Here is an 18,529-nt window from a genome sequence, read left to right on the forward strand (position 1 = left end):
AGCGCCACATAACCGTGGCCATCGTGTCTCAGCTTAACGTTGAATGCGATCAGGACCACATAATATGGCGGTTGATGCACCCGTGCATCACATCATCGGCGAGGATAGCGGGTGGCATCCCGGTCACGCAGCATCACCTTGGAAAGTCTGGGCCGTCTGCGGCGCGTGAAACGCGTGCGCAATCTTGCGACCCTGGGGCTGGTGGTTCTGGGGCCGGTCCTGGCCATGGCGACCTATCTGATTCTGGGGCCGCTGGGGCAGGGGGCCAATACCCCCAGCCTGCGTCTGATCCTGCTGACCGACCTGGTCTATGTGCTGCTGATCGCGGCCCTTGTGCTGAGCCAGGTGGCGCGACTGGTTGCGGCACGGCGTGCCAAATCCGCCGGTTCGCGGCTGCACCTGCGGCTGACCGGGGTGTTTGCCCTGATGGCGCTGATCCCCACGGTCAGCGTGGCGGTCTTTGCCGGTCTTACGGTCAATGTGGGTCTGGAGGGCTGGTTTTCGGACCGGGTCCGCTCGGTGGTGGAAAACTCGCTGACCGCGGCACAGGCCTATGAGAACGAACAGCGCGAGGGGCTGCGTGAGGACGCGCTGGCGCTGGCGCGGTTCATTGACCAGAACATCGTGGCCGGGCGTGTGCTGACCGATCGAGAGCTTCTGACCGAGGGGCAGCGGCAATCCCAGCGGGGCCTGCGCGAAGCCTATCTGATTGACGGCACTGGTCAGATCCGGGCGCGGGGCGCGCGGTCCTACCTGTTCAATTTCGAGGAACCGAGCACCGAACAGATCGTGGAATCGCGCGGGGCCCAGGTCCTGGTGATCGAGGATTGGCCAAACAATGAATTCCGCGCCCTGGTGCCGCTTCAGGGGGCGGTGGACCGTTACCTTTATGTCAGCCGGGATGTCGATGGCGATATCCTGTCGCTGCTGGATGAAACCCAGGAAACCGCACGGCTCTATCAGCAGCTGGAGAAGGACCGGGGCAGGCTGCTGTTTGAATTCGGCCTGCTTTATGTCGGCTTTGCGGTGATCCTGATCCTGGCGGCGGTCTGGCTGGGGCTGTGGTTTGCCGAACGTCTGTCCGGGCCGGTGGGGCGTCTGACCGGGGCGGCGCAGCAGGTCGGTGCCGGCGATCTGAACGTGCAGGTGCGCGAAGAGGATGGCGACGATGAAATTGCCATGCTGGGCCGCTACTTCAACCAGATGACCACCCAGCTGCGCGGCCAGCGCGAAACGCTTTTGGACAACAACCGTCAGATCGAACGCCGCAGGCGGCTGTTCGATTCGGTGCTCTCTTCTGTCACCTCCGGTGTGGTGGGGCTGGACCCCGAGGGCAGGGTGACTTTCGTCAACCGCTCCGCCATGCGCCTGCTGGACTGGACCGAGGAACAGCAATCGCTGTCGCTGACGGTCGCGGTGCCGGAATTCGGGCCGCTGTTCGACACGCTGTCCAGCGGTGGCGGTGAGGCCACCACCGGTGAGGTCAAGGTTTCCCGGCAGGGCGCGATGGAGAACCTGCTGGTCCGCATGGCCACCCGGCGCAGCGACAACGGCAGGCTTGAGGGCTATGTGGTGGCCTTTGACGACGTGACCGACCTGGTCAGCGCGCAGCGCATGGCCGCCTGGGGCGACGTGGCGCGGCGCATTGCCCATGAGATCAAGAACCCGCTAACCCCGATCCAGCTGTCTGCCGAGCGGATCAGACGCAAGTTCGGGTCGCAGCTGCAGGGCGATGATGCCGAGAAACTGGACCAGATGACCGGCGTGATCATCCGCCAGACCGGGGACCTGCGGCGCATCGTTGACGAATTCTCGAAATTTGCCCGGATGCCGGAGCCCGAAACCGCGCAGGAGGACCTCTGCCAGCTGCTGCGCGACGCGGTGTTCCTGCAACAGGCAGGCCAGCCCGGGGTGCGGATCCGGGCCGAGCTGCCGGATTATCCGGTGCTGTCCCAGGTCGATGCCACGATGATTTCGCAGGCGCTGACGAACCTGATCAAGAACGCGGGCGAAGCCATTGAAAGCCTGAAGGAAAAAGGCGCGCCGGATGACCTGGTGCCGCAGATTTTCGTCAGGATGGTCCCGGGCGAGACAACCGCCCGCATCTCCATTGCCGACAATGGCATCGGCCTGCCCGAAGACCGGGCACGGCTGTTTGAACCCTATGTGACGACGCGCAGCGAGGGGACCGGCCTTGGCCTGCCCATCGTCAAGAAGATCATCGAGGAGCATGGCGGCAGCCTGACCCTCGAAAATGCCCCCGTATTCGAGGGGCAAAACCACTTTGGCGCGATGGCGGTGATTACCCTGCCGATCGTGCCAACCCAGACCCCGGCCCAGATGGAGGAAACCGCATGAGTGACATTCTGATTGTTGACGATGAGAAGGACATCCGTGAGTTGATTTCGGACATCCTGGAAGACGAGGGATATGCGACGCGGCTGGCAGGCGGATCGGACGAGGCGATGGCCGCGATCAACACCGAGCCGCCGGCGCTGATGATCCTCGACATCTGGCTCAAGGACAGCCGGATGGATGGCATCGACATTCTCAAGACCGTCAAACGCGACAACCCGGATGTGCCGGTGGTGATCATCTCGGGCCATGGCAACATCGAGATCGCGGTGGCGGCGATCAAGCAAGGGGCCTACGATTTCATCGAGAAACCCTTCAACATCGACCAGTTGCTGGTGGTGATCCGCCGCGCCATGGAAACCTCGCGCCTGCGCCGCGAGAACCAGACCCTCAAGCGCAAGGATATCGTGACCTCGGAGATGCTGGGCAATTCGGCGGCCTTTCGCGCGCTGATCGGGCAGCTGGACAAGGTGACGAAATCGAATGGCAGGGTGATGCTGAGCGGGCCTGCCGGATCGGGCAAGGAGATTGCGGCGCGCTATATTCATGCCCATTCCAGCCGCGCGCAGGCGCCCTTTGTTACCGTGAACTGCGCCGGGGTGGCCCCGGACCGGATGGAAGAAGTCCTGTTCGGGCGCGAAGGGGCCGACCGGGGCGTGGAGCCGGGTCTGCTGGAGCAGGCCCATGGCGGGGTGATCTATTTCGACGAGGTGGCGGACATGCCGCTGGGCACCCAGTCCAAGATCCTGCGGGTGCTGGTGGACCAGCAATTCACCCGCGTGGGCGGCAACGACAAGGTGCGCGTGGACCTGCGGGTCATCTCATCGACCAACCGCGACCTTGAGGCGGCGATCCGGGCGGAGACCTTCCGGCAGGAGCTCTATCACCGGCTGAACGTGGTGCCGATTACGGTGCCGTCGCTGGAAGAGCGGCGCGAGGATATTCCGCTGCTGGCGGAACATTTCATCGCCGAATTCAACCGCAGCCAGGGGCTGCCGCAGCGGGCGCTCAGCGATGATGCGATTGCCCTGATGCAGACCATGGTCTGGCCCGGCAACGTGCGCCAGCTCAAGAACCTGGTGGAACGGGTGCTGATCCTGGGCGAGGGCACCGGCCCGATCGAGGCGCGCGAACTGCCCGGCGAGGAAGAGCGCGGCGAGGACGATGGCCGCGTGGTGCTGTCCGGTGCGCTGGCCACCCTGCCGCTGCGCGAGGCCCGCGAAGCCTTTGAACGGGAATATCTGCTGACCCAGATCAACCGCTTCGGCGGCAATATCTCGCGCACCGCGAATTTTGTCGGCATGGAACGTTCGGCCCTGCACCGCAAGCTGAAGTCGCTGGGGGTGGTGACCTCGGCCAAATCCGGGGTGCGGGTGGCGCATGTGGACGAGGAACAGGCAACGGCGGAGTGATCCGGGGGATGGCTGCCATAGACCCGGGCCATTGTTTCGCCCGGCGCTGATGTTGGACTGGGGCTCTGCCCCAGACCCCGGGAATATTTAGGCTCTGGACCCATTAATTCTATATACTCAGTTTGACAGATTTTTTCGCAGACAAGAAGCATCTGCGCAAGAATAGTGGTTCTATTTCAAGCAGATGCGCCGCAGGCTGCGGGAAAATCCGTCAAACCCGAAGGGCGGCGATTTCACTTCATTTCAATGTCTTGGGTCGCTTGCAAATAGAACCACTATTGGCTGCACGCCCCAAACCATTGAAATTTCGTGAAATCGCCGCTGAGCATATAGAATTAATGGGTCCAGAGCCTAAGGGCCAAAAAGAAAAGCGGGTTGTTGGCAGGACACAGGTCTTTGCGCGCGGTTCAGCCGCGGTTGACGATCTGGAAGCTGCCGTCGCGGTTGCGGATGGCGCAGGACTCCGGACCCAGTGCCGGCAGCACCCTGGTGGCTGCGGGCGGGGCGGCGCGGGCCACATTGTCCGGGCAGGGCGGGATCGACACGGGGGCATAGCCCCTGTCGGCCATACATTGCTGTTCGACCCGTTTGCGCAGGCCATCGTTGGGATCGAAGCTGATGGTCTCGCCGGGGATGTAATAGCCCGGCACCACCGTGCAATTGCCCGCCGAATCGCAGCGCCTGCGGGGCGGGATGAATTCGGGCGGCAGCCTTCTGACCTGCGTGCTGGCGGGCACATCGCGCAGGGCGGCAACCTGGCAGGCGGTTGTGTCGCGGTTCAGCCGGTCGACCGCCACGCCGGGTTTGTAATAGGTCGTCAGCGGCGCGCAGCTTGCCGCCACCCCCAGACCGAATATCGCTGCCATCCAGATGCGTTTCATGCAACCATTCTGCACCGGGCGCGGGGCAAAGGCAATTGCCGCCCCTTGCCAAGCTTTGCATCATGCCCTCTAACCGGGGCAGGATACGCGGGGTGTCTTCACGCGGGGCAACAGGTAGGGATGCGCCATGAAAGTGATCATTTGCGGCGCGGGACAGGTCGGCTGGCAGATTGCCCGCCATCTCAGCGGCGAACGGAACGACGTGACCGTTGTGGACAGCAATGCAGACCTGATCCGTCGGGCCACCGACACGCTTGATGTCCAGGGCATTGCGGGATTCGCAAGCTATCCCGATGTGCTGGACCGGGCCGGGGCGCGCGATGCGGAGATGATCATCGCCGCGACCCATTCGGACGAGGTCAATATGGTGACCTGCCAGGTGGCTCATTCGGTGTTCGGCATCAACCGCAAGATCGCGCGGCTGCGTTCGCAAAGCTATCTGGATGCGATCTATTCCGACCTTTACCGGCGCGACCACATGCCCATCGACGTGGTGATCAGCCCCGAAAAGGAAGTGGCCGCCGCCGCCCTGCAGCGTCTCTCGGCCCCTGCCGCCTTTGACACCGAGGTGTTCATGGACGGCAAGGCGCATCTGCTGGGCATCACCATCGACCAGGATTGCCCGGTGGTGAACACGCCGCTGCGCCAGTTGACGGATCTGTTTTCGACACTGCGGGCGGTGGTTGTCGGCGTGCGCCGGGACGGGACCCTGTTTGCGCCGGAATCGGCGGACCAGCTTTTCGTGGGCGATGACACCTATGTGTTCTGCCACCACGAGGACATTTCCCGCACGATGGAAATCTTCGGCAAGCGCACCTCCAAACAGGAGCGGATCGTGCTGGTTGGCGGGGGCAATGTGGGGCTGACCGTGGCCCAGCATCTGGAAAGCGGTGCCAGCCGGATGCGCACCAAGATGATCGAGAAGAACCGCAAATGCGCCGAGCGCGCGGCGGAGGCGCTGGAGCGGACCATCGTGCTGAACGGCGACGGGCTGGACGCCGCGCTGCTGGCAGAGGCGGGCATCAGCCGTGCCGATGCGATGCTGGCGGTGACAGATGACGACAAGACCAACCTGCTGTCCTGCGTGCGCGCCAAGGCCGAGGGCTGCCCCTTTACCATCGCGCTGATCAACGACCCCACGCTGGTGCCGCTGATGACCCCGCTGGGCATTGATGCCTATATCAACCCGCGCGCCACCACGGTCAGTTCGATCCTGCGCCATATCCGTCACGGCCGGGTGCGCGCGGTCTATTCCATTGGCGATGCCGAGGCCGAGGTGATCGAGGCCGAGGTGCTGTCGACCTCTCCCATTGCCGGTCGCTCCGTCTCGGAGATCGAGTTTCCCGAAGGGGTGCTGGTGGGCATGTTGCGCAAGAACGGCAAGATCGTGCGCCCGCTGGCCAATACCCGCATCGACGAGGGCGACACGATTGCGGTCTTTGCCCTGGCCGGGGATGTGCCCAAGGTCGAGCAGCTGCTGCAAGTTTCCATCGACTTTTTCTGAGCCATGAGACCCGCACACCACAGACAAAAGACGATGCTGCGCAACAGTTTCCTGGAACTGCCCCTGTTCCTGCTGATTTTCGGCGTGGCCTGCGCCTCGATGCTGGTGCCGGCGCTGCACGGGTTTGCGGTGAATGACCATGGCACCTCGCAGGCCTTTCTTTATGCGGGGGTGCTGGGGCTGGTGGCCTTTTCCCTGATTGCCATCGCACATGCGGGGCGCGCGCCGCGTCACGGCACGCTGGGGCCCCTGATGTCGCTGCTCTCGGCCTTTGTCTTTCTGCCGGTGATGCTGGCGCTGCCCTTTGTGGAGGCGCTGCCGACGACACGTTTCGTCAATGCCTATTTCGAGATGGTCAGCGCCATCACCACCACCGGGGCCGCCATGTTCCAGGAACCCGGACGGCTGAGCCCGACGCTGCATCTGTGGCGTGCGCAGGTCGGCTGGATGGGGGGGCTGCTGATGTGGGTCGCGGCATCGGCGATCCTTGCACCGCTGCATCTGGGCGGATTCGAGGTGACCTCCCAGGCCGAGCCGGGGCGGCGCGACACCTCCTCGTCGCGGATGGCCCCGATGAGCCCGCGGCTCCGGCTGATCCGGGTGACGATGACGCTGCTGCCGATCTATGCCGGGCTGACGCTGCTCTTGTGGCTGCTGTTGCTGGCAGAGGGGCAGGCGCCGCTGGTGGCGCTGTGCCATGCGATGTCGGTCATGGCCACTTCCGGCATCTCGCCGGTGGGCGGGGTCCAGAACACCGGCATCGGCCTGTCGGGCGAGGCGGTGATGGCGCTGTTCATGCTGTTTGCCCTGTCGCGGCTGACCTTTTCCAAGGACACGGTGACGGCGACGCAAGGCGGGCTGCGCACCGATCCCGAGTTCCGCATCGGCATCTTCATCACCCTGGCGGTGCCGCTGGTGCTGTTTGCCCGGCATTTCATCGGGGCCTATGACGTGTCGGCGATGGAGAATCTGGGTCAGGCGGTGCGCGCGCTCTGGGGGGCGCTGTTCACGGTGCTGTCGTTCCTGACGACGACGGGGTTTGTCTCCGTCCACTGGATCGAGGCGCAGAACTGGTCCGGGCTGCCGACGCCGGGGCTGATCCTGATGGGGCTGGCGCTGATCGGGGGCGGCGTGGCCACCACCGCGGGCGGGGTCAAGCTGCTGCGGGTCTTTGCGCTTTATCAGAATGGCGCGCGGGAGATGGAGCGGCTGGTGCATCCTTCCTCGGTCAGCGGGGCCGGGGCCGCGGGACGGCGGCTGCAATCCAACGGGGCCTTCATCGCCTGGATCTTTTTCATGCTCTTTGCCCTGTCGCTGACGGCGGTGACCCTGCTGCTGACCCTGACCGGTGTGCGTTTCGACAATGCGGTGGTGCTGTCGGTCGCGTCGCTGGCGACCACCGGACCGCTGATCGAATATGCCACCGATACGCCGATCCGGCTGATCGAACTGACGGTCTCGGCCAAGGCGATCCTCTGCGGTGCGATGGTGCTGGGACGGCTTGAAACTCTGGCCATTATCGCGCTGCTGACACCCGACCTGTGGCGCGGCTGACACTGGGCTGACCCAAAACCGGTCAACCTGCGGAGATTGGGGGTGGAAACTCCCCGGCAGGGACTGCATAGTTGGCCAAATTGGGGGGGCCCGGTCCGCGGGTGCCGGCAAGAATAAAAGCGAGAAGTCTTATGGCGTCTGACAGACAGAACCTTCAGGATGCATTCCTGAATCACGTACGCAAGACCAAGGTTCCGGTAACGATTTTCCTGATCAATGGTGTGAAATTGCAGGGTGTCATCACCTGGTTTGACAACTTTTGCGTGCTTTTGCGCCGCGACGGTCAGTCTCAGCTTGTGTCCAAACACGCCATTTCGACCATCATGCCAAGCCAGCCGATCAGCCTTTACGAGGGCGAAGACGCTTCTTGAGCAAGACGTCCTTTCAGATCGACAATACCGATGGCCCGCGCGTGACGCGGGCCTGGGTTCTGCACCCTGAAATCAGATCCGACCAGGACCGCCGCGCGCCGCAACCCGCGCTGGAGGAAGCCGTGGCGCTGGCCCGTGCCCTGCCGCAGCTTGAGGTGGTGGGTGCCGAGGTGGTGCCGCTGCGCAAGGTCGATGCGGGCAAGCTCTTTGGCAAGGGCAAGATCGCCGATCTGCATGATGCGCTGGAAGCGGCGGAGGTGGAACTGGTGCTGGTCGACGGCTCGGTCAGCCCGGTGCAGCAACGCAACCTGGAAAAGGCCTGGGGCGTCAAGCTGCTGGACCGGACCGGCCTGATCCTTGAGATTTTCAGCGACCGTGCCGCAACCCGCGAGGGTGTGCTGCAGGTCGAAATGGCCGCGCTGAACTATCAGCGCACGCGGCTGGTGCGGGCCTGGACCCACCTGGAACGCCAGCGGGGCGGGCTGGGGTTTGTCGGCGGTCCGGGGGAAACCCAGATCGAGGCTGACAGGCGCGCCATCGACGAACAGCTCGTGCGCCTGCGCCGCCAGCTCGACAAGGTGGTGAAGACCCGTGCGCTGCACCGGGCCGCGCGGGCCAAGGTGCCTTACCCGATCGTGGCATTGGTGGGCTATACCAACGCAGGCAAATCGACGCTGTTCAACCGGTTGACCGGGGCGGATGTGATGGTCAAGGACATGCTCTTTGCCACGCTGGACCCCACCATGCGCAGTCTGGCGCTGCCGGACGGGCCCGAGATCATCCTGAGCGATACGGTCGGTTTCATCTCTGACCTGCCGACCGAACTGGTCGCCGCCTTCCGCGCGACGCTGGAAGAGGTGCTGGCGGCGGACATCATCCTGCATGTGCGCGACATCAGCCATGCGGAGACCGAGGAACAGGCGCATGATGTGCGCGAGATCCTGACCTCGCTGGGGGTGGCCAAGGAAACCCGGACATTCGAGGTCTGGAACAAGCTTGATCTGCTGCCGCCCGAGACCGCCGAAGCCCTGCGCCAGCGCGCCGAGCGGGACCCCAACATGATCGCCATTTCCGCGATCACCGGGGCGGGGCTGGACCGGCTTCAGACCGCCGTGGCCGAGGCCTTGCAGGGGGCGGTGCGGGTTGCCGAGATATCGCTGGCCTTTTCCGAAGGGCGCAAACGCGCCTGGCTGTTCGAGCAGGATGTGGTGGAGAAGGAAACCCCGTCAGAGACCGGATTCGACCTGGTTGTGCGCTGGTCGGCCAGACAGGAAGCCCAGTTTCAGGCGCTGTGATGCGGCAAACTCTTTGAAGAGTTTGGTCCGGAAAATTTGAATTTTCCGATTTGCGCGATATCGCTCTGGGCTGGCTGTCGAGCGGGGCGCTCAGTTTCAGGGCCATGACGCAACAAACTCTTTGAAGAGTTTGGTCCGGAAAATTTGAATTTTCCGTCTGCCGCAGCCCGAGTTGCGTCGGAGAGCTGAAATTCTTTGCAGAATTTCGCCCGGAAAATTCGAATTTTCCGGTCCCCGCATCATATGGTTGCACACCCCAGGCGGAGCACCCCATGACCCTTGCTGTTCTCTATCTTGCCACCTTTGTCATCTTCATGGGGCTCGATTACATCGGGCTGACAAAGTTGATCCAACCCGTCTTTGAGCGTGACATCGGCCCGCTGCTGCTGGAGAATTTCCGCATCGGCCCAGCGCTGATGTTCTATGCGTTTTATGTGGGTGTCCTGCTCTGGTTCGTGTCCTGGCCCGCGGTGACGCAGGACAGGAGCCTGTTGTGGGTTCTGGGCAATGCGGCGCTGATTGGTGCGATGGGCTATGGCACCTATGAGTTTACCTCGCTTGCGGTGATGAAGGACTGGACCTGGCAGATGACGCTGACCGATGTGACCTGGGGCATCTGCCTGACAGCGGTTGCGGCCACGGGCGGTGTCTGGGTGGCGCGGCTGGTGGGTTAGGCCCCGGCCGCTTTCAGGCCCCGGTTTTCAGGCTCCGGTCTCGGAGGCCCAGCGCCAGGCGCCGGGGGCCAGATCGTTCAATTCCCAATCCCCGATCCGCCAGCGGATCAGCCGCAGCGTTGGCAGTCCCACATGGGCTGTCATCCGGCGCACCTGGCGGTTGCGGCCCTCGCGGATGGTGATGCGCAGCCAGGCGTCGGGCACGGATTTGCGGAACCGCACCGGCGGGTCGCGCTGCCACAGGCCCAGGGGTTCATCCACCTGGGTGATTTCGGCGGGGGCAGTCTTGCCGTCCTTCAGCACAATGCCCCGGCGCAGCGCATCCAGTGCTTTCGCATCCGGCCGCCCCTCCACCTGAACCAGATATGTCTTGGGCCGCTTGTATTTCGGATGCGCGATACGGGCCTGCAAGGCGCCATTGTCGGTCAGCACCAGCAACCCTTCGCTGTCCTTGTCCAGCCGTCCTGCGGGGTAGAACCCCGGCTCGGCGATGAAACCCGACAGGGTCGGGCGCGCGGAGCCCTCGGTGCCCTTGTCGGTGAACTGGGACAGGACGCCAAAGGGTTTGTTGAACAGGATGACCCGGTTCATGGGGTTTCAGGCGTCAGCGTGGTGATCCCCACCGAGGCGGCACGGGCCAGATCCTCGTCCAGCGACATCGGTATATATTCGCCGCGCCGCCAGAGCTGTGCCAGATCGTCGTAGTGGCGTGACAGGAAATGCCCTGATTGCCCGGTCGAGGTGATGAAGACCGATGAATTGGGGTCGGCAAAGTCGTAGACCCCCCGGTAGCCCGCGCCATGCACATTGTTGAACGGGTCGGGCAGGCTGCCCTTGGTCAGGCCGCGCTGCAGGGTGTTGTCGCCGCCGGAGGTCGATTGCCGGATGTTCACGAAATAGCGCAGCACCGGCACCTGTCCCAGCACCGGATGATCATGGGTCGCCTGATGCGCATCGCCCCAGCGCAGGGATTCCAGTTGCGTGCCCCAATGCTCGTTGATCCAGAGCAGCGCGTCATCCAGCGCCAGCCGGGCCATGTCGGGGCAGGTTTCCACCGGGGCGGACTGGCGGACGTCGCACCAGACCGATGCGCCTTCGACATTGCGGAACACGCGTTCGATGAACAGAGGGTCCACATGGGTGAATTCGGCGGCCAGCGGGCCGAGGTCGTCCTGGATCAGCCGCGCCTGCAATGCGCGCAGCCAGGCGGCATAGATCAGCGGCTCGGGCAGATGTTCGTTCATCTCGCCGGACCATTCGGCCAGCAGGTTCAGCGCGCGCTGGCGCTGGCGTTCGGCGGTGCCGTCGGGGGCCGCTTCCTCGGTAAACCACAGTTCTGCCCCGATCAGCGGCAGCAGCGATCTTGCGGTGAAGCTGACGGTGTCGAGCTGCGCCTCGATAAAGCTGTCGCGGGTATGCACCTGCCGCCCCTGCATCAGGCGCTGCCAGCGCTGCACCCGCTGGGTATCGCCCCAGAGATAGGAGACATGGTTCGGAAAGGGGCGGTCCACGGTCTTGTTGTTGGTATTGCCCAGGATGCCGCCCGCAGGCGCCACAAAGGCAGGGTTGGCGGTAAAGGGCATCACCCCCTGCCAGCGGTTCGCGGCGATCCAGCCGGGCGAGGGCAGGCGCCCCCTGGACTGATGCGCCGCATCCCGGCGGGGCAGCGCGCCGATGGTCTTCATCGCGATTTGCTGGCGGTCCACCAGCATCAGGTTCTGTGCCGGCGCGATATAGCGTTCCGAGGCGCGGATCGCATCGGCGATGGATTTCGCCTCCATCAGGTCGAGGGCCGCGCCCAGCGAGGTGTCCTTGGCGCTGAGCACCGTCCAGCTGACAGAGGCGACATGGCCGGGCGGGGTGATGCTGGCCAGGTTGTAGAGGCTGCCGGGCAGCACCGGGCCATTGTCGGTCCAGCGCAGGGTGATGGTGACGGGATCGCCGTCCTTGACCGTGATGATCGAGGAGCGGGTGACAAAATCCTTGAACCCTTCCGGTGTGCGGTATTGTTCGCCGTCATCGGGGTTCAGCGCCTCGATATGCACGTCCTGATCGTCCACATAGGCGGAGGTCAGACCCCAGCCCAGGGTGGCGGAGCGCCCCGTGAGGACCACCGGAATCCCCGGGATCGTGCCGCCGATCACACCGCCGGAGGCCAATTCCATCCGCGCCAGATACCAGACCGAGGGGGCGGTGAAACCCAGGTGCGGATCATTGGCCAGCAATGTCCCCCCGGCGGCAGAGCGCGAGGGGGCGGCGGCCCAGGCATTCGAGGCCCCGGCAAAGGCCATGTCCCTGAAGGGCGACAGCGGATGCGGATCAAGGGGCATGTTTGCCGCAAAGCGGGGGGTGCCGGGCACAAGTGCGGCATATTCCGGCAGGGCCGCGATGCCGGGGCCGGGCACATCGGGCAGGATGTCGCGCAGCCGGTCCGGCTCTGCCAGCGCCAGCGACACCCGCGCGCGCAGCACCTCGGCCTGAAGGTGCCCGGACAGTTGCAGGCCCATCAGCTTGGCGATGGCGATGGAATCCGCCGGCCGCCAGGGGGCCATGGGCGCGTTGAACAGCAGCATCTCGGGTGCGCCGCGCCCCAGCGCCTCCGAGTTGATCTGTGCGATCCGGGCATTCACCCCGGCGGAATAGGCTTCCAGCTTGGCACGGGAGGCGTCATCCAGCGCCTCGACCGATTGCACCGAAAGCCGGTAGATGTCGAAGCGGCGCAGCAGCCTGTCGGTGTTCAGGGTGCTTGCGCCAAAGACCTCGCTCAACCGGCCCTGGGCGGTGCGGCGCAGGGTGATCATCTGCCACATCCGGTCCTGGGCATGGGCAAAGCCGAGGCCAAAGAACACATCCAGGTCGTCGCTGCCGAAGATATGCGGCACATTGGCATTGTCGCGCACGATCTCGACCGGGGCGCGCAGCCCGGCCACCTCGACCGTGTCGTTGTAATCGGGCAGGGACCGTGACGCGAGCCAGTAGACGAGCGACACCACCACCACGCTCAGCACGATCAGGGCGGCGGTGATCCGTACAAGCCAGCGAAAGACAGTGACCATTAAGCGCTCCGAGGGGACTGGCGCGATTGACCAACGCGCGCAGGGTGATAGGTAAAACTCTGACTAGCGCAACTGATGGACAAGGAAAAGCAGATGACAAAACTCGCATTTTTGGGGTTGGGGGTGATGGGCGCGCCGATGGCGGGGCATCTGCAAAAGGCCGGGCATGACGTAACCGTCTATAACCGCACCGCGGCCAAGGCCGAGGACTGGGTCAAGGCACATGGCGGCGCGATGGCGCGGACCCCGCGCGAGGCGGTGAAAGATGCCGAAGTTGTGATGGCCTGTGTCGGCAATGATGACGATCTGCGCTCTGTCTGCCTGGGCGAAACCGGGGCCTTTGGCGGGATGACGGCGGGGGCGATCTTTGTCGATCACACCACCGTGTCGGCGGCGGTCACGCGGGAATTGTACAAGGCCGCCGATGCGGCGCAGATCAGTTTCGTGGATGCGCCGATCTCGGGCGGGCAGGCGGGTGCGGAAAACGGCGCGCTGTCAATCATGTGTGGCGGTGACAAGGGCGCGTTTGACCGGGCGCTGCCGGTGATGGAGGTCTATGCCAAGATCTGCCGTCGCATCGGTGAGAGCGGCGCGGGCCAGATGACCAAGATGTGCAACCAGATCGCCATCGCAGGTCTGGTGCAGGGCTTGTCCGAGGCGCTGCATTTCGCCGAGAAGGCCGGTCTGGACGGTCGCGCTGTGGTGGAGGTGATCAGCCAGGGCGCTGCCGGTTCCTGGCAGATGGCCAACCGCTATGAAACCATGCTGGACGATGAATTCGACCACGGGTTCGCGGTGGACTGGATGCGCAAGGATCTGGGCATCTGCCTGAAAACAGCCAATGAAAACGGGGCCAGCCTGCCGGTCACCGCGCTGGTCGATCAGTTCTAAAAGGATGTGCAGAAACTGGGCGGTGCGCGCTGGGACACATCGAGCCTGATCAAACGCCTGCGCGCGATGGGCTGAGACCTGCCCCGGAAGGGGCAGGAACTATCATAAATTTACATCATCTTGTCAGATGGTTACAGGTCGAAGTTAAGGTAGAGCGTCGATCAAAACGCCGGTTTGACCTTTTTGTACTTGGCTTCGAGCACCTGAAAGTTCTCGTTGCCGCCTTTGCCTTCCTCGACCAGCACCCAGCTGCCGCCCGGTTTCTTGGCGGTGACCTTGCAGCCGCTGGAACGGCATTTGATCTTGAGCTTCATGCCGTCTGAATATGTCCATGCGGCATCTCCGGCCAATGCCGGTGCGGCGCCCAGACCAAGGGTGAGGGCAGTGGCGATAATTGCTGTTGTTCTGATCATTCCTGGCTCCAAATCTGTCGTTGAATGCGCCGAGGTTAGGTGTCGCCCCGGCGCAGTGTCAACATAAACAGAAATTGAGCCGGTTTACGGAATGATGCGCGTATATTTGGTGCCTTCCAGCGTGGCACCGATGCGCAGACCGGCGCGGCCAAAGACCGCTGCCAGAACCGGCGTCAGGACCGTCGTGGTATCGGCAGACACGCTGTCGCCCTTGTCCGAAATCACATATTCCATGTCGGCCCCCGCAGCCCAGCCGGGAGAGCGGCGGAACTCGGTCAGCGCGGCCTGGGTCATGAAGAACAGCACATGCGCATATTGCTGCGCGCCGATCTGCAAGCCGCCCGATCCCTTGACGACGGAATAGTAATCCACCGTCACATTGTCGATCAGCAGGGCACCGCGCCCATAGGCGCCGCCAAAACCAAGGCCCGCTTCGGTCACCAGCGGCATCACCAGCATGCCGTTGGCCTTTTCCGCAAGGCTGCGGGTGTTGGGATAGCTGCGGTACATTTCTTCCAGCGTGGCGCGCACGCGCGCGTCGATGGTGCTGCTGCCCCGTCCGCCCACACCGTTGCCGCATGCCGCGAGTACAGGAGTTGCCGCCAGCGCACCAAGGGTGAACGCCCGCCGCGAAATCTGAGTGTTTTTCATGTTTTTCTGCCCGTAAAAGTTGCCTGATGCCGGTTGGTCCGACTTGCGTGCAACTTTAAGCATAATTCCGCAGGATGTCATGCCCTTTGGGCTTTTGGGCGAATTATTGCTGGGATCGGGAGAGTGGCAGGGTGAACCAGAAGTCGGTGAAGTCGCCGGGCACGCTGACAAAGCCGATTTGACCGCCCAGATACTCCACGATCTGCTTGCAGATGCTCAGGCCCAGGCCGGTGCCGCCATGGTCGCGTGTCAGGGTGGGCGCGGCCTGCGCGAAGGGCAGGAAGATGGTGGGGCGGAACGCCTCGGGAATGCCGCGTCCGCGGTTTCGCACCACAACCCGCGCCATATCGTCCCTGCGGTCCATGATCACTTCGACGATGGTATCGTTATCGGCGAATTTCGCGGCATTCGACAGCAGATTTGTCATGATCTGGCAGATCCGCGCCGGATCGACCTGGCACAGCAGCGGCCCTGCGTCCAGTTTCGTGGTGATGGTGACCCGGTAGCTTTTGGCAAGCGACCGGTTCTCTTCGACTGCTGTTGCGATCAGCCCGCCCAGATCGTGATCGCCGGTTTCAATGTCCAGATCGCCTTTCGAGAACCTTTCGAAGTCGAGAATGTCGCCCACCAGCATCCCCAGCCGGTCGGCGTTCTGAAGCGATATGTCCAGCAGGCGTCTCATCGGTTTTGGCAGGTCCTGATCTGCGGCCTGCGCCTGAAACAGCTTGAGCGCGCCCAGGATCGAGGTCAGCGGCGTGCGCAGCTCATGGCTGACGGTTGCGACGAATTCGCTTTTCAGGTCCTGCAGGCGGTGCTGTTCGGATACATTGACGACCTGGGCGATGAATTGCACAGCCTGGCCATCCTCGTCACGGACGGCAGCGATGCTGAGCAGGCCCCAGATCACCTTGCCGCTTCTGTGCAGGAAACGCTTTTCCGTCTGGTGATAGCACAGGTAGCCGTCTTTCAGCCGCTCCAGTTCCAGCATGTTTTCCGCGATTTCATCAGGGTGCAGGATCATCGGGAATCCCTTGCCCTTCAGTGCCGATTTGTCGTGACCGACAAAGGTGCAGAAGGCCGGGTTCACCTTCAGCAGCTTGCCGTCAAGACCCATGATCGCCTTGCCGATCGGCGCGTTGTCAAAGGCCGACTGAAACTGCTTCATGCTTTTGCGCAGGGCCAGTTCCGTCCTCTTGCGGTCAGTCACATCGACCTGGGCGCCGACGATCCGGGTCGGGTTTCCCTGTGCGTCCCGCCGGGCCACGGAAAGATCGGTGCGCATCCAGCGCATTTCGCTGCGGTCGCGGTTGAACAGCCGGAATTCATTGCTGTTGCGGCTTTCCAGACCTTTTGCGAGCCTGCGCATGGGGGCATCTGCGGCGTTCAGGTCATCGGGGTGGACCCGGCTGCGCCATTCCTTCTGAACGTCCACGATCTCATCGCGGGGCAGCTCCATCAGGTCGCGCCAGATGTCGGAGACATGGGCTTCCTTCGTGATCATGTCGAATTCGAACACCCCGATCCCGGCCCCGCTGATTGCATTCTGCGCGCGCAGCAATTCGGCGTTCCGGGCGTCTTCACGGGCGCGTTCCTCGGTGATGTCGCGCAGGACAAGGGTATGACGGGCAGGTGCATCCGCGTCCTTCCAGGCGGTGACATGCACCAGGAAGTGACGCTGCTCCTTGTCGGGGCGGGTGCCCGTGATGTCATGCAGCGTGGCAGAAGTGGCGGGTGGCGCGATCCGGGCGTCCAGGGCGGCGCTGTCGAGGCCTGGCAGAACAGTTGAGATTTCCATGCCGGTCAGCTGGCCGGGCTCATATCCCAGGAGGGTGCATGCGGCGGGATTGCTGATCAGAACCTCGCCTTTGTGATCCAGTACGATCACCGCGATCTCCGCAGTGGCAATCGCCTGTGCCAACAACTCGTGCTCAACCATCACGTCAGGCCTTATCTTCGCAATATTCGACACGCGACCCTCCGCGCAACACCAAGAAACACACAATACGACCGGTGCGGGAATCTGTGGCCGCCCGCACTGACTAACCTATAGGTTGAGTAATGACTGAAATCGTGTCTAACTGTGGGCTGATTTATGTCTGAAAAGTGTTTTGTTGAATTTTTTACGGGGTTTTCGTGCGTTCTGGCCGCCTGTTTGCCGGGCGGCCCATCCGCCCGTCGCGTTGGAATATGGAAATGCAGTGATTCTTACTCGTAATGCGGGAAAATCTGTCAGGTCACGGATGCGGTCCTGAGGCGATGTGATCCGGCAGCGGCAGACCCGTCCGCAGCAGATCTTGTCAGGTCATGCCTGATTGTGCAGCCCGCCCGGGTCCGGCAGTTCCACAGGGCCGCGGAGGTTCGGCCGGGCGTCAGCCGCCGTTCAGCAGGCGCGCGGCGGCGGGGGCGAAATAGGTCAGCACGCCGTCGCAGCCGGCGCGTTTGAACCCCATCAGGCTTTCCATCATCACCCGCTCTTCGTCGATCCAGCCATTCTGTGCGGCGGCCTTGATCATCGCGAATTCGCCCGACACCTGATAGGCGAATGTCGGCGCGCCAAAACTGTCTTTCACCCTCCGGCAGATGTCCAGATAGGGCTGGCCGGGTTTGACCATGACCATGTCCGCACCCTCGGCCAGATCGCGCGCCACCAGGCGCAGCGCCTCGTCGGCATTGCTGGGATCCATCTGATAGGTCTTCTTGTCCCCGGTCAGCGCGCCGGAGGCCCCCACCGCGTCCCGGAAGGGGCCGTAGTAGGCAGAGGCATATTTCGCGGCATAGCTGAGGATCATGACGTCGGAATGCCCGCCCGATTCCAGCGCATTGCGGATCGCGCCGATGCGGCCGTCCATCATGTCGGAGGGACCGATGATGTCGGCCCCCGCTTCGGCCTGGGCCAGCGCCATCCTGACCAGCGCCTCGACCGTGCGGTCGTTGACGATGATGCCATCCTCGACGAAACCGTCGTGGCCGTTGATGTTGTAGGTGTCCAGCGCCACGTCGGTCATCACCGCCATCTGCGGAAACTTTGCCTTGATCGCGGCAATCGCGCGGTTGGCGTGGTTCTGCGGGTCCCAGGCGCCGGAGCAATCCTCTGTCCGCTCTTCGAGGCCGGTGTAGGGAAAGATGCACATCGCCCCGATCCCCAGCGCGTCGGCCTCTGCCGCGGCCTCGACGATCTTGTCGACCGACCGGCGCATGACACCGGGCATCGAGGGCACTGGCTCCTCTATGCCTTCGCCGGCACGCACGAAGACCGGCCAGATCAGATCACCCACTTCAAGCGCGTTTTCGCGCACCAGCGCGCGCACGGCTGGGCTGACACGGGTCCGGCGCAGGCGCGCGGCGGGGAAGGGGGCGACGATGGGATTCATGCAAAAATACCTCAGTTTGCCAGACCCATTGCTTGGCATGAAAAAAGTGGGCTCTCAAGGGTAGGAATTGCCCGGCGCCTTGGGTATGACCTGCGCACTTG

General features: G+C 63.4%; 14 protein-coding genes and 1 pseudogene. 8 read left to right on the plus strand and 7 right to left on the minus strand.

From position 1 onward, the window contains the following. Window positions 1–111: 111 nt before the first annotated feature. Window positions 112–2,358, plus strand: coding sequence for a sensor histidine kinase NtrY-like (locus PVW51_RS13250; RefSeq protein WP_274575509.1), 2,247 nt, complete (start codon window positions 112–114; stop codon window positions 2,356–2,358). Then, the gene (gene ntrX, locus PVW51_RS13255; RefSeq protein WP_274575510.1) at window positions 2,355–3,767 is read left to right on the plus strand and encodes a nitrogen assimilation response regulator NtrX; all 1,413 of its coding nucleotides are present in this window, start codon (window positions 2,355–2,357) and stop codon (window positions 3,765–3,767) included. Before PVW51_RS13250 ends, ntrX begins: the two co-directional genes overlap by 4 nt. 407 nt (window positions 3,768–4,174) lie before the next feature. On the opposite strand, the gene PVW51_RS13260 is transcribed toward ntrX, so the two are convergent. Next, window positions 4,175–4,648 (minus strand): hypothetical protein, encoded by a 474-nt coding sequence (locus PVW51_RS13260; RefSeq protein ID WP_114277273.1) that lies wholly within the window; start codon window positions 4,646–4,648, stop codon window positions 4,175–4,177. A gap of 127 nt (window positions 4,649–4,775) precedes the next feature. On the opposite strand from PVW51_RS13260, the gene trkA reads away from it, so the two are divergent. The 5 genes from trkA (at window position 4,776) to PVW51_RS13285 (ending at window position 10,046) form a co-directional block, all read left to right on the plus strand. Next, on the plus strand, window positions 4,776–6,152 hold the full coding sequence (gene trkA / locus PVW51_RS13265; RefSeq protein ID WP_274575512.1) for a Trk system potassium transporter TrkA: 1,377 nt from the start codon (window positions 4,776–4,778) through the stop codon (window positions 6,150–6,152). Window positions 6,153–6,185: 33 nt separating this feature from the next. Beyond that, window positions 6,186–7,706, plus strand: a complete 1,521-nt coding sequence (locus tag PVW51_RS13270) for a TrkH family potassium uptake protein (RefSeq protein ID WP_274575514.1) — start codon at window positions 6,186–6,188, stop codon at window positions 7,704–7,706. A gap of 131 nt (window positions 7,707–7,837) precedes the next feature. Then, window positions 7,838–8,077 carry an RNA chaperone Hfq gene (gene hfq / locus PVW51_RS13275; RefSeq protein ID WP_274575515.1) on the plus strand — a complete coding sequence of 80 codons (240 nt, stop codon included), beginning with the start codon at window positions 7,838–7,840 and terminating at the stop codon, window positions 8,075–8,077. Further along, window positions 8,074–9,372: a GTPase HflX gene (gene hflX, locus PVW51_RS13280; RefSeq protein WP_274575516.1), complete on the plus strand. Its 1,299-nt coding sequence runs from the start codon at window positions 8,074–8,076 to the stop codon at window positions 9,370–9,372. The genes hfq and hflX overlap by 4 nt, the downstream gene beginning before the upstream one ends. 272 nt (window positions 9,373–9,644) lie before the next feature. Then, the gene (locus tag PVW51_RS13285) at window positions 9,645–10,046 is read left to right on the plus strand and encodes a DUF2177 family protein (protein ID WP_274575518.1); all 402 of its coding nucleotides are present in this window, start codon (window positions 9,645–9,647) and stop codon (window positions 10,044–10,046) included. 27 nt (window positions 10,047–10,073) lie between these two features. On the opposite strand, the gene PVW51_RS13290 is transcribed toward PVW51_RS13285, so the two are convergent. Further along, complete coding sequence (locus tag PVW51_RS13290; protein WP_274575519.1) at window positions 10,074–10,637, minus strand: pseudouridine synthase; 564 nt, start codon at window positions 10,635–10,637, stop codon at window positions 10,074–10,076. After that, window positions 10,634–13,102 carry a penicillin acylase family protein gene (locus PVW51_RS13295; RefSeq protein WP_274575520.1) on the minus strand — a complete coding sequence of 823 codons (2,469 nt, stop codon included), beginning with the start codon at window positions 13,100–13,102 and terminating at the stop codon, window positions 10,634–10,636. Before PVW51_RS13295 ends, PVW51_RS13290 begins: the two co-directional genes overlap by 4 nt. 75 nt (window positions 13,103–13,177) lie before the next feature. Between PVW51_RS13295 and PVW51_RS13300 the strand changes: the two are divergent. After that, window positions 13,178–14,068: pseudogene (locus PVW51_RS13300) on the plus strand (NAD(P)-dependent oxidoreductase). Between the two features lie 86 nt (window positions 14,069–14,154). Here PVW51_RS13300 and PVW51_RS13305 read toward each other — a convergent pair. The 4 genes from PVW51_RS13305 to hemB form a co-directional block, all read right to left on the minus strand. Continuing rightward, window positions 14,155–14,406, minus strand: coding sequence for a hypothetical protein (locus PVW51_RS13305; RefSeq protein ID WP_274575523.1), 252 nt, complete (start codon window positions 14,404–14,406; stop codon window positions 14,155–14,157). 84 nt (window positions 14,407–14,490) lie between these two features. Then, window positions 14,491–15,057: a YSC84-related protein gene (locus PVW51_RS13310; RefSeq protein ID WP_269361906.1), complete on the minus strand. Its 567-nt coding sequence runs from the start codon at window positions 15,055–15,057 to the stop codon at window positions 14,491–14,493. Between the two features lie 103 nt (window positions 15,058–15,160). After that, window positions 15,161–16,993, minus strand: a complete 1,833-nt coding sequence (locus PVW51_RS13315) for a PAS domain S-box protein (RefSeq protein ID WP_274575524.1) — start codon at window positions 16,991–16,993, stop codon at window positions 15,161–15,163. Window positions 16,994–17,426: 433 nt separating this feature from the next. Next, window positions 17,427–18,428, minus strand: a complete 1,002-nt coding sequence (gene hemB, locus PVW51_RS13320) for a porphobilinogen synthase (protein WP_274575525.1) — start codon at window positions 18,426–18,428, stop codon at window positions 17,427–17,429. Window positions 18,429–18,529 lie beyond the last annotated feature (101 nt).

This window comes from Sulfitobacter sp. PR48, from assembly GCF_028807335.1.
In the GTDB taxonomy this organism is placed as follows: domain Bacteria; phylum Pseudomonadota; class Alphaproteobacteria; order Rhodobacterales; family Rhodobacteraceae; genus Sulfitobacter.

What these genes read in the sequence shown, in the direction of transcription:
- ntrX (WP_274575510.1), top strand. Translation starts at nt 2,355, where the DNA reads ATGAGTGACATTCTGATTGTTGACGATGAGAAGGACATCCGTGAGTTG.
- PVW51_RS13285 (WP_274575518.1), top strand. Translation starts at nt 9,645, where the DNA reads ATGACCCTTGCTGTTCTCTATCTTGCCACCTTTGTCATCTTCATGGGG.
- PVW51_RS13315 (WP_274575524.1), bottom strand. Translation starts at nt 16,993, where the DNA reads ATGGTTGAGCACGAGTTGTTGGCACAGGCGATTGCCACTGCGGAGATC.
- PVW51_RS13290 (WP_274575519.1), bottom strand. Translation starts at nt 10,637, where the DNA reads ATGAACCGGGTCATCCTGTTCAACAAACCCTTTGGCGTCCTGTCCCAG.
- hemB (WP_274575525.1), bottom strand. Translation starts at nt 18,428, where the DNA reads ATGAATCCCATCGTCGCCCCCTTCCCCGCCGCGCGCCTGCGCCGGACC.
- PVW51_RS13310 (WP_269361906.1), bottom strand. Translation starts at nt 15,057, where the DNA reads ATGAAAAACACTCAGATTTCGCGGCGGGCGTTCACCCTTGGTGCGCTG.
- PVW51_RS13270 (WP_274575514.1), top strand. Translation starts at nt 6,186, where the DNA reads ATGCTGCGCAACAGTTTCCTGGAACTGCCCCTGTTCCTGCTGATTTTC.
- trkA (WP_274575512.1), top strand. Translation starts at nt 4,776, where the DNA reads ATGAAAGTGATCATTTGCGGCGCGGGACAGGTCGGCTGGCAGATTGCC.
- PVW51_RS13305 (WP_274575523.1), bottom strand. Translation starts at nt 14,406, where the DNA reads ATGATCAGAACAACAGCAATTATCGCCACTGCCCTCACCCTTGGTCTG.
- hfq (WP_274575515.1), top strand. Translation starts at nt 7,838, where the DNA reads ATGGCGTCTGACAGACAGAACCTTCAGGATGCATTCCTGAATCACGTA.
- PVW51_RS13295 (WP_274575520.1), bottom strand. Translation starts at nt 13,102, where the DNA reads ATGGTCACTGTCTTTCGCTGGCTTGTACGGATCACCGCCGCCCTGATC.
- PVW51_RS13260 (WP_114277273.1), bottom strand. Translation starts at nt 4,648, where the DNA reads ATGAAACGCATCTGGATGGCAGCGATATTCGGTCTGGGGGTGGCGGCA.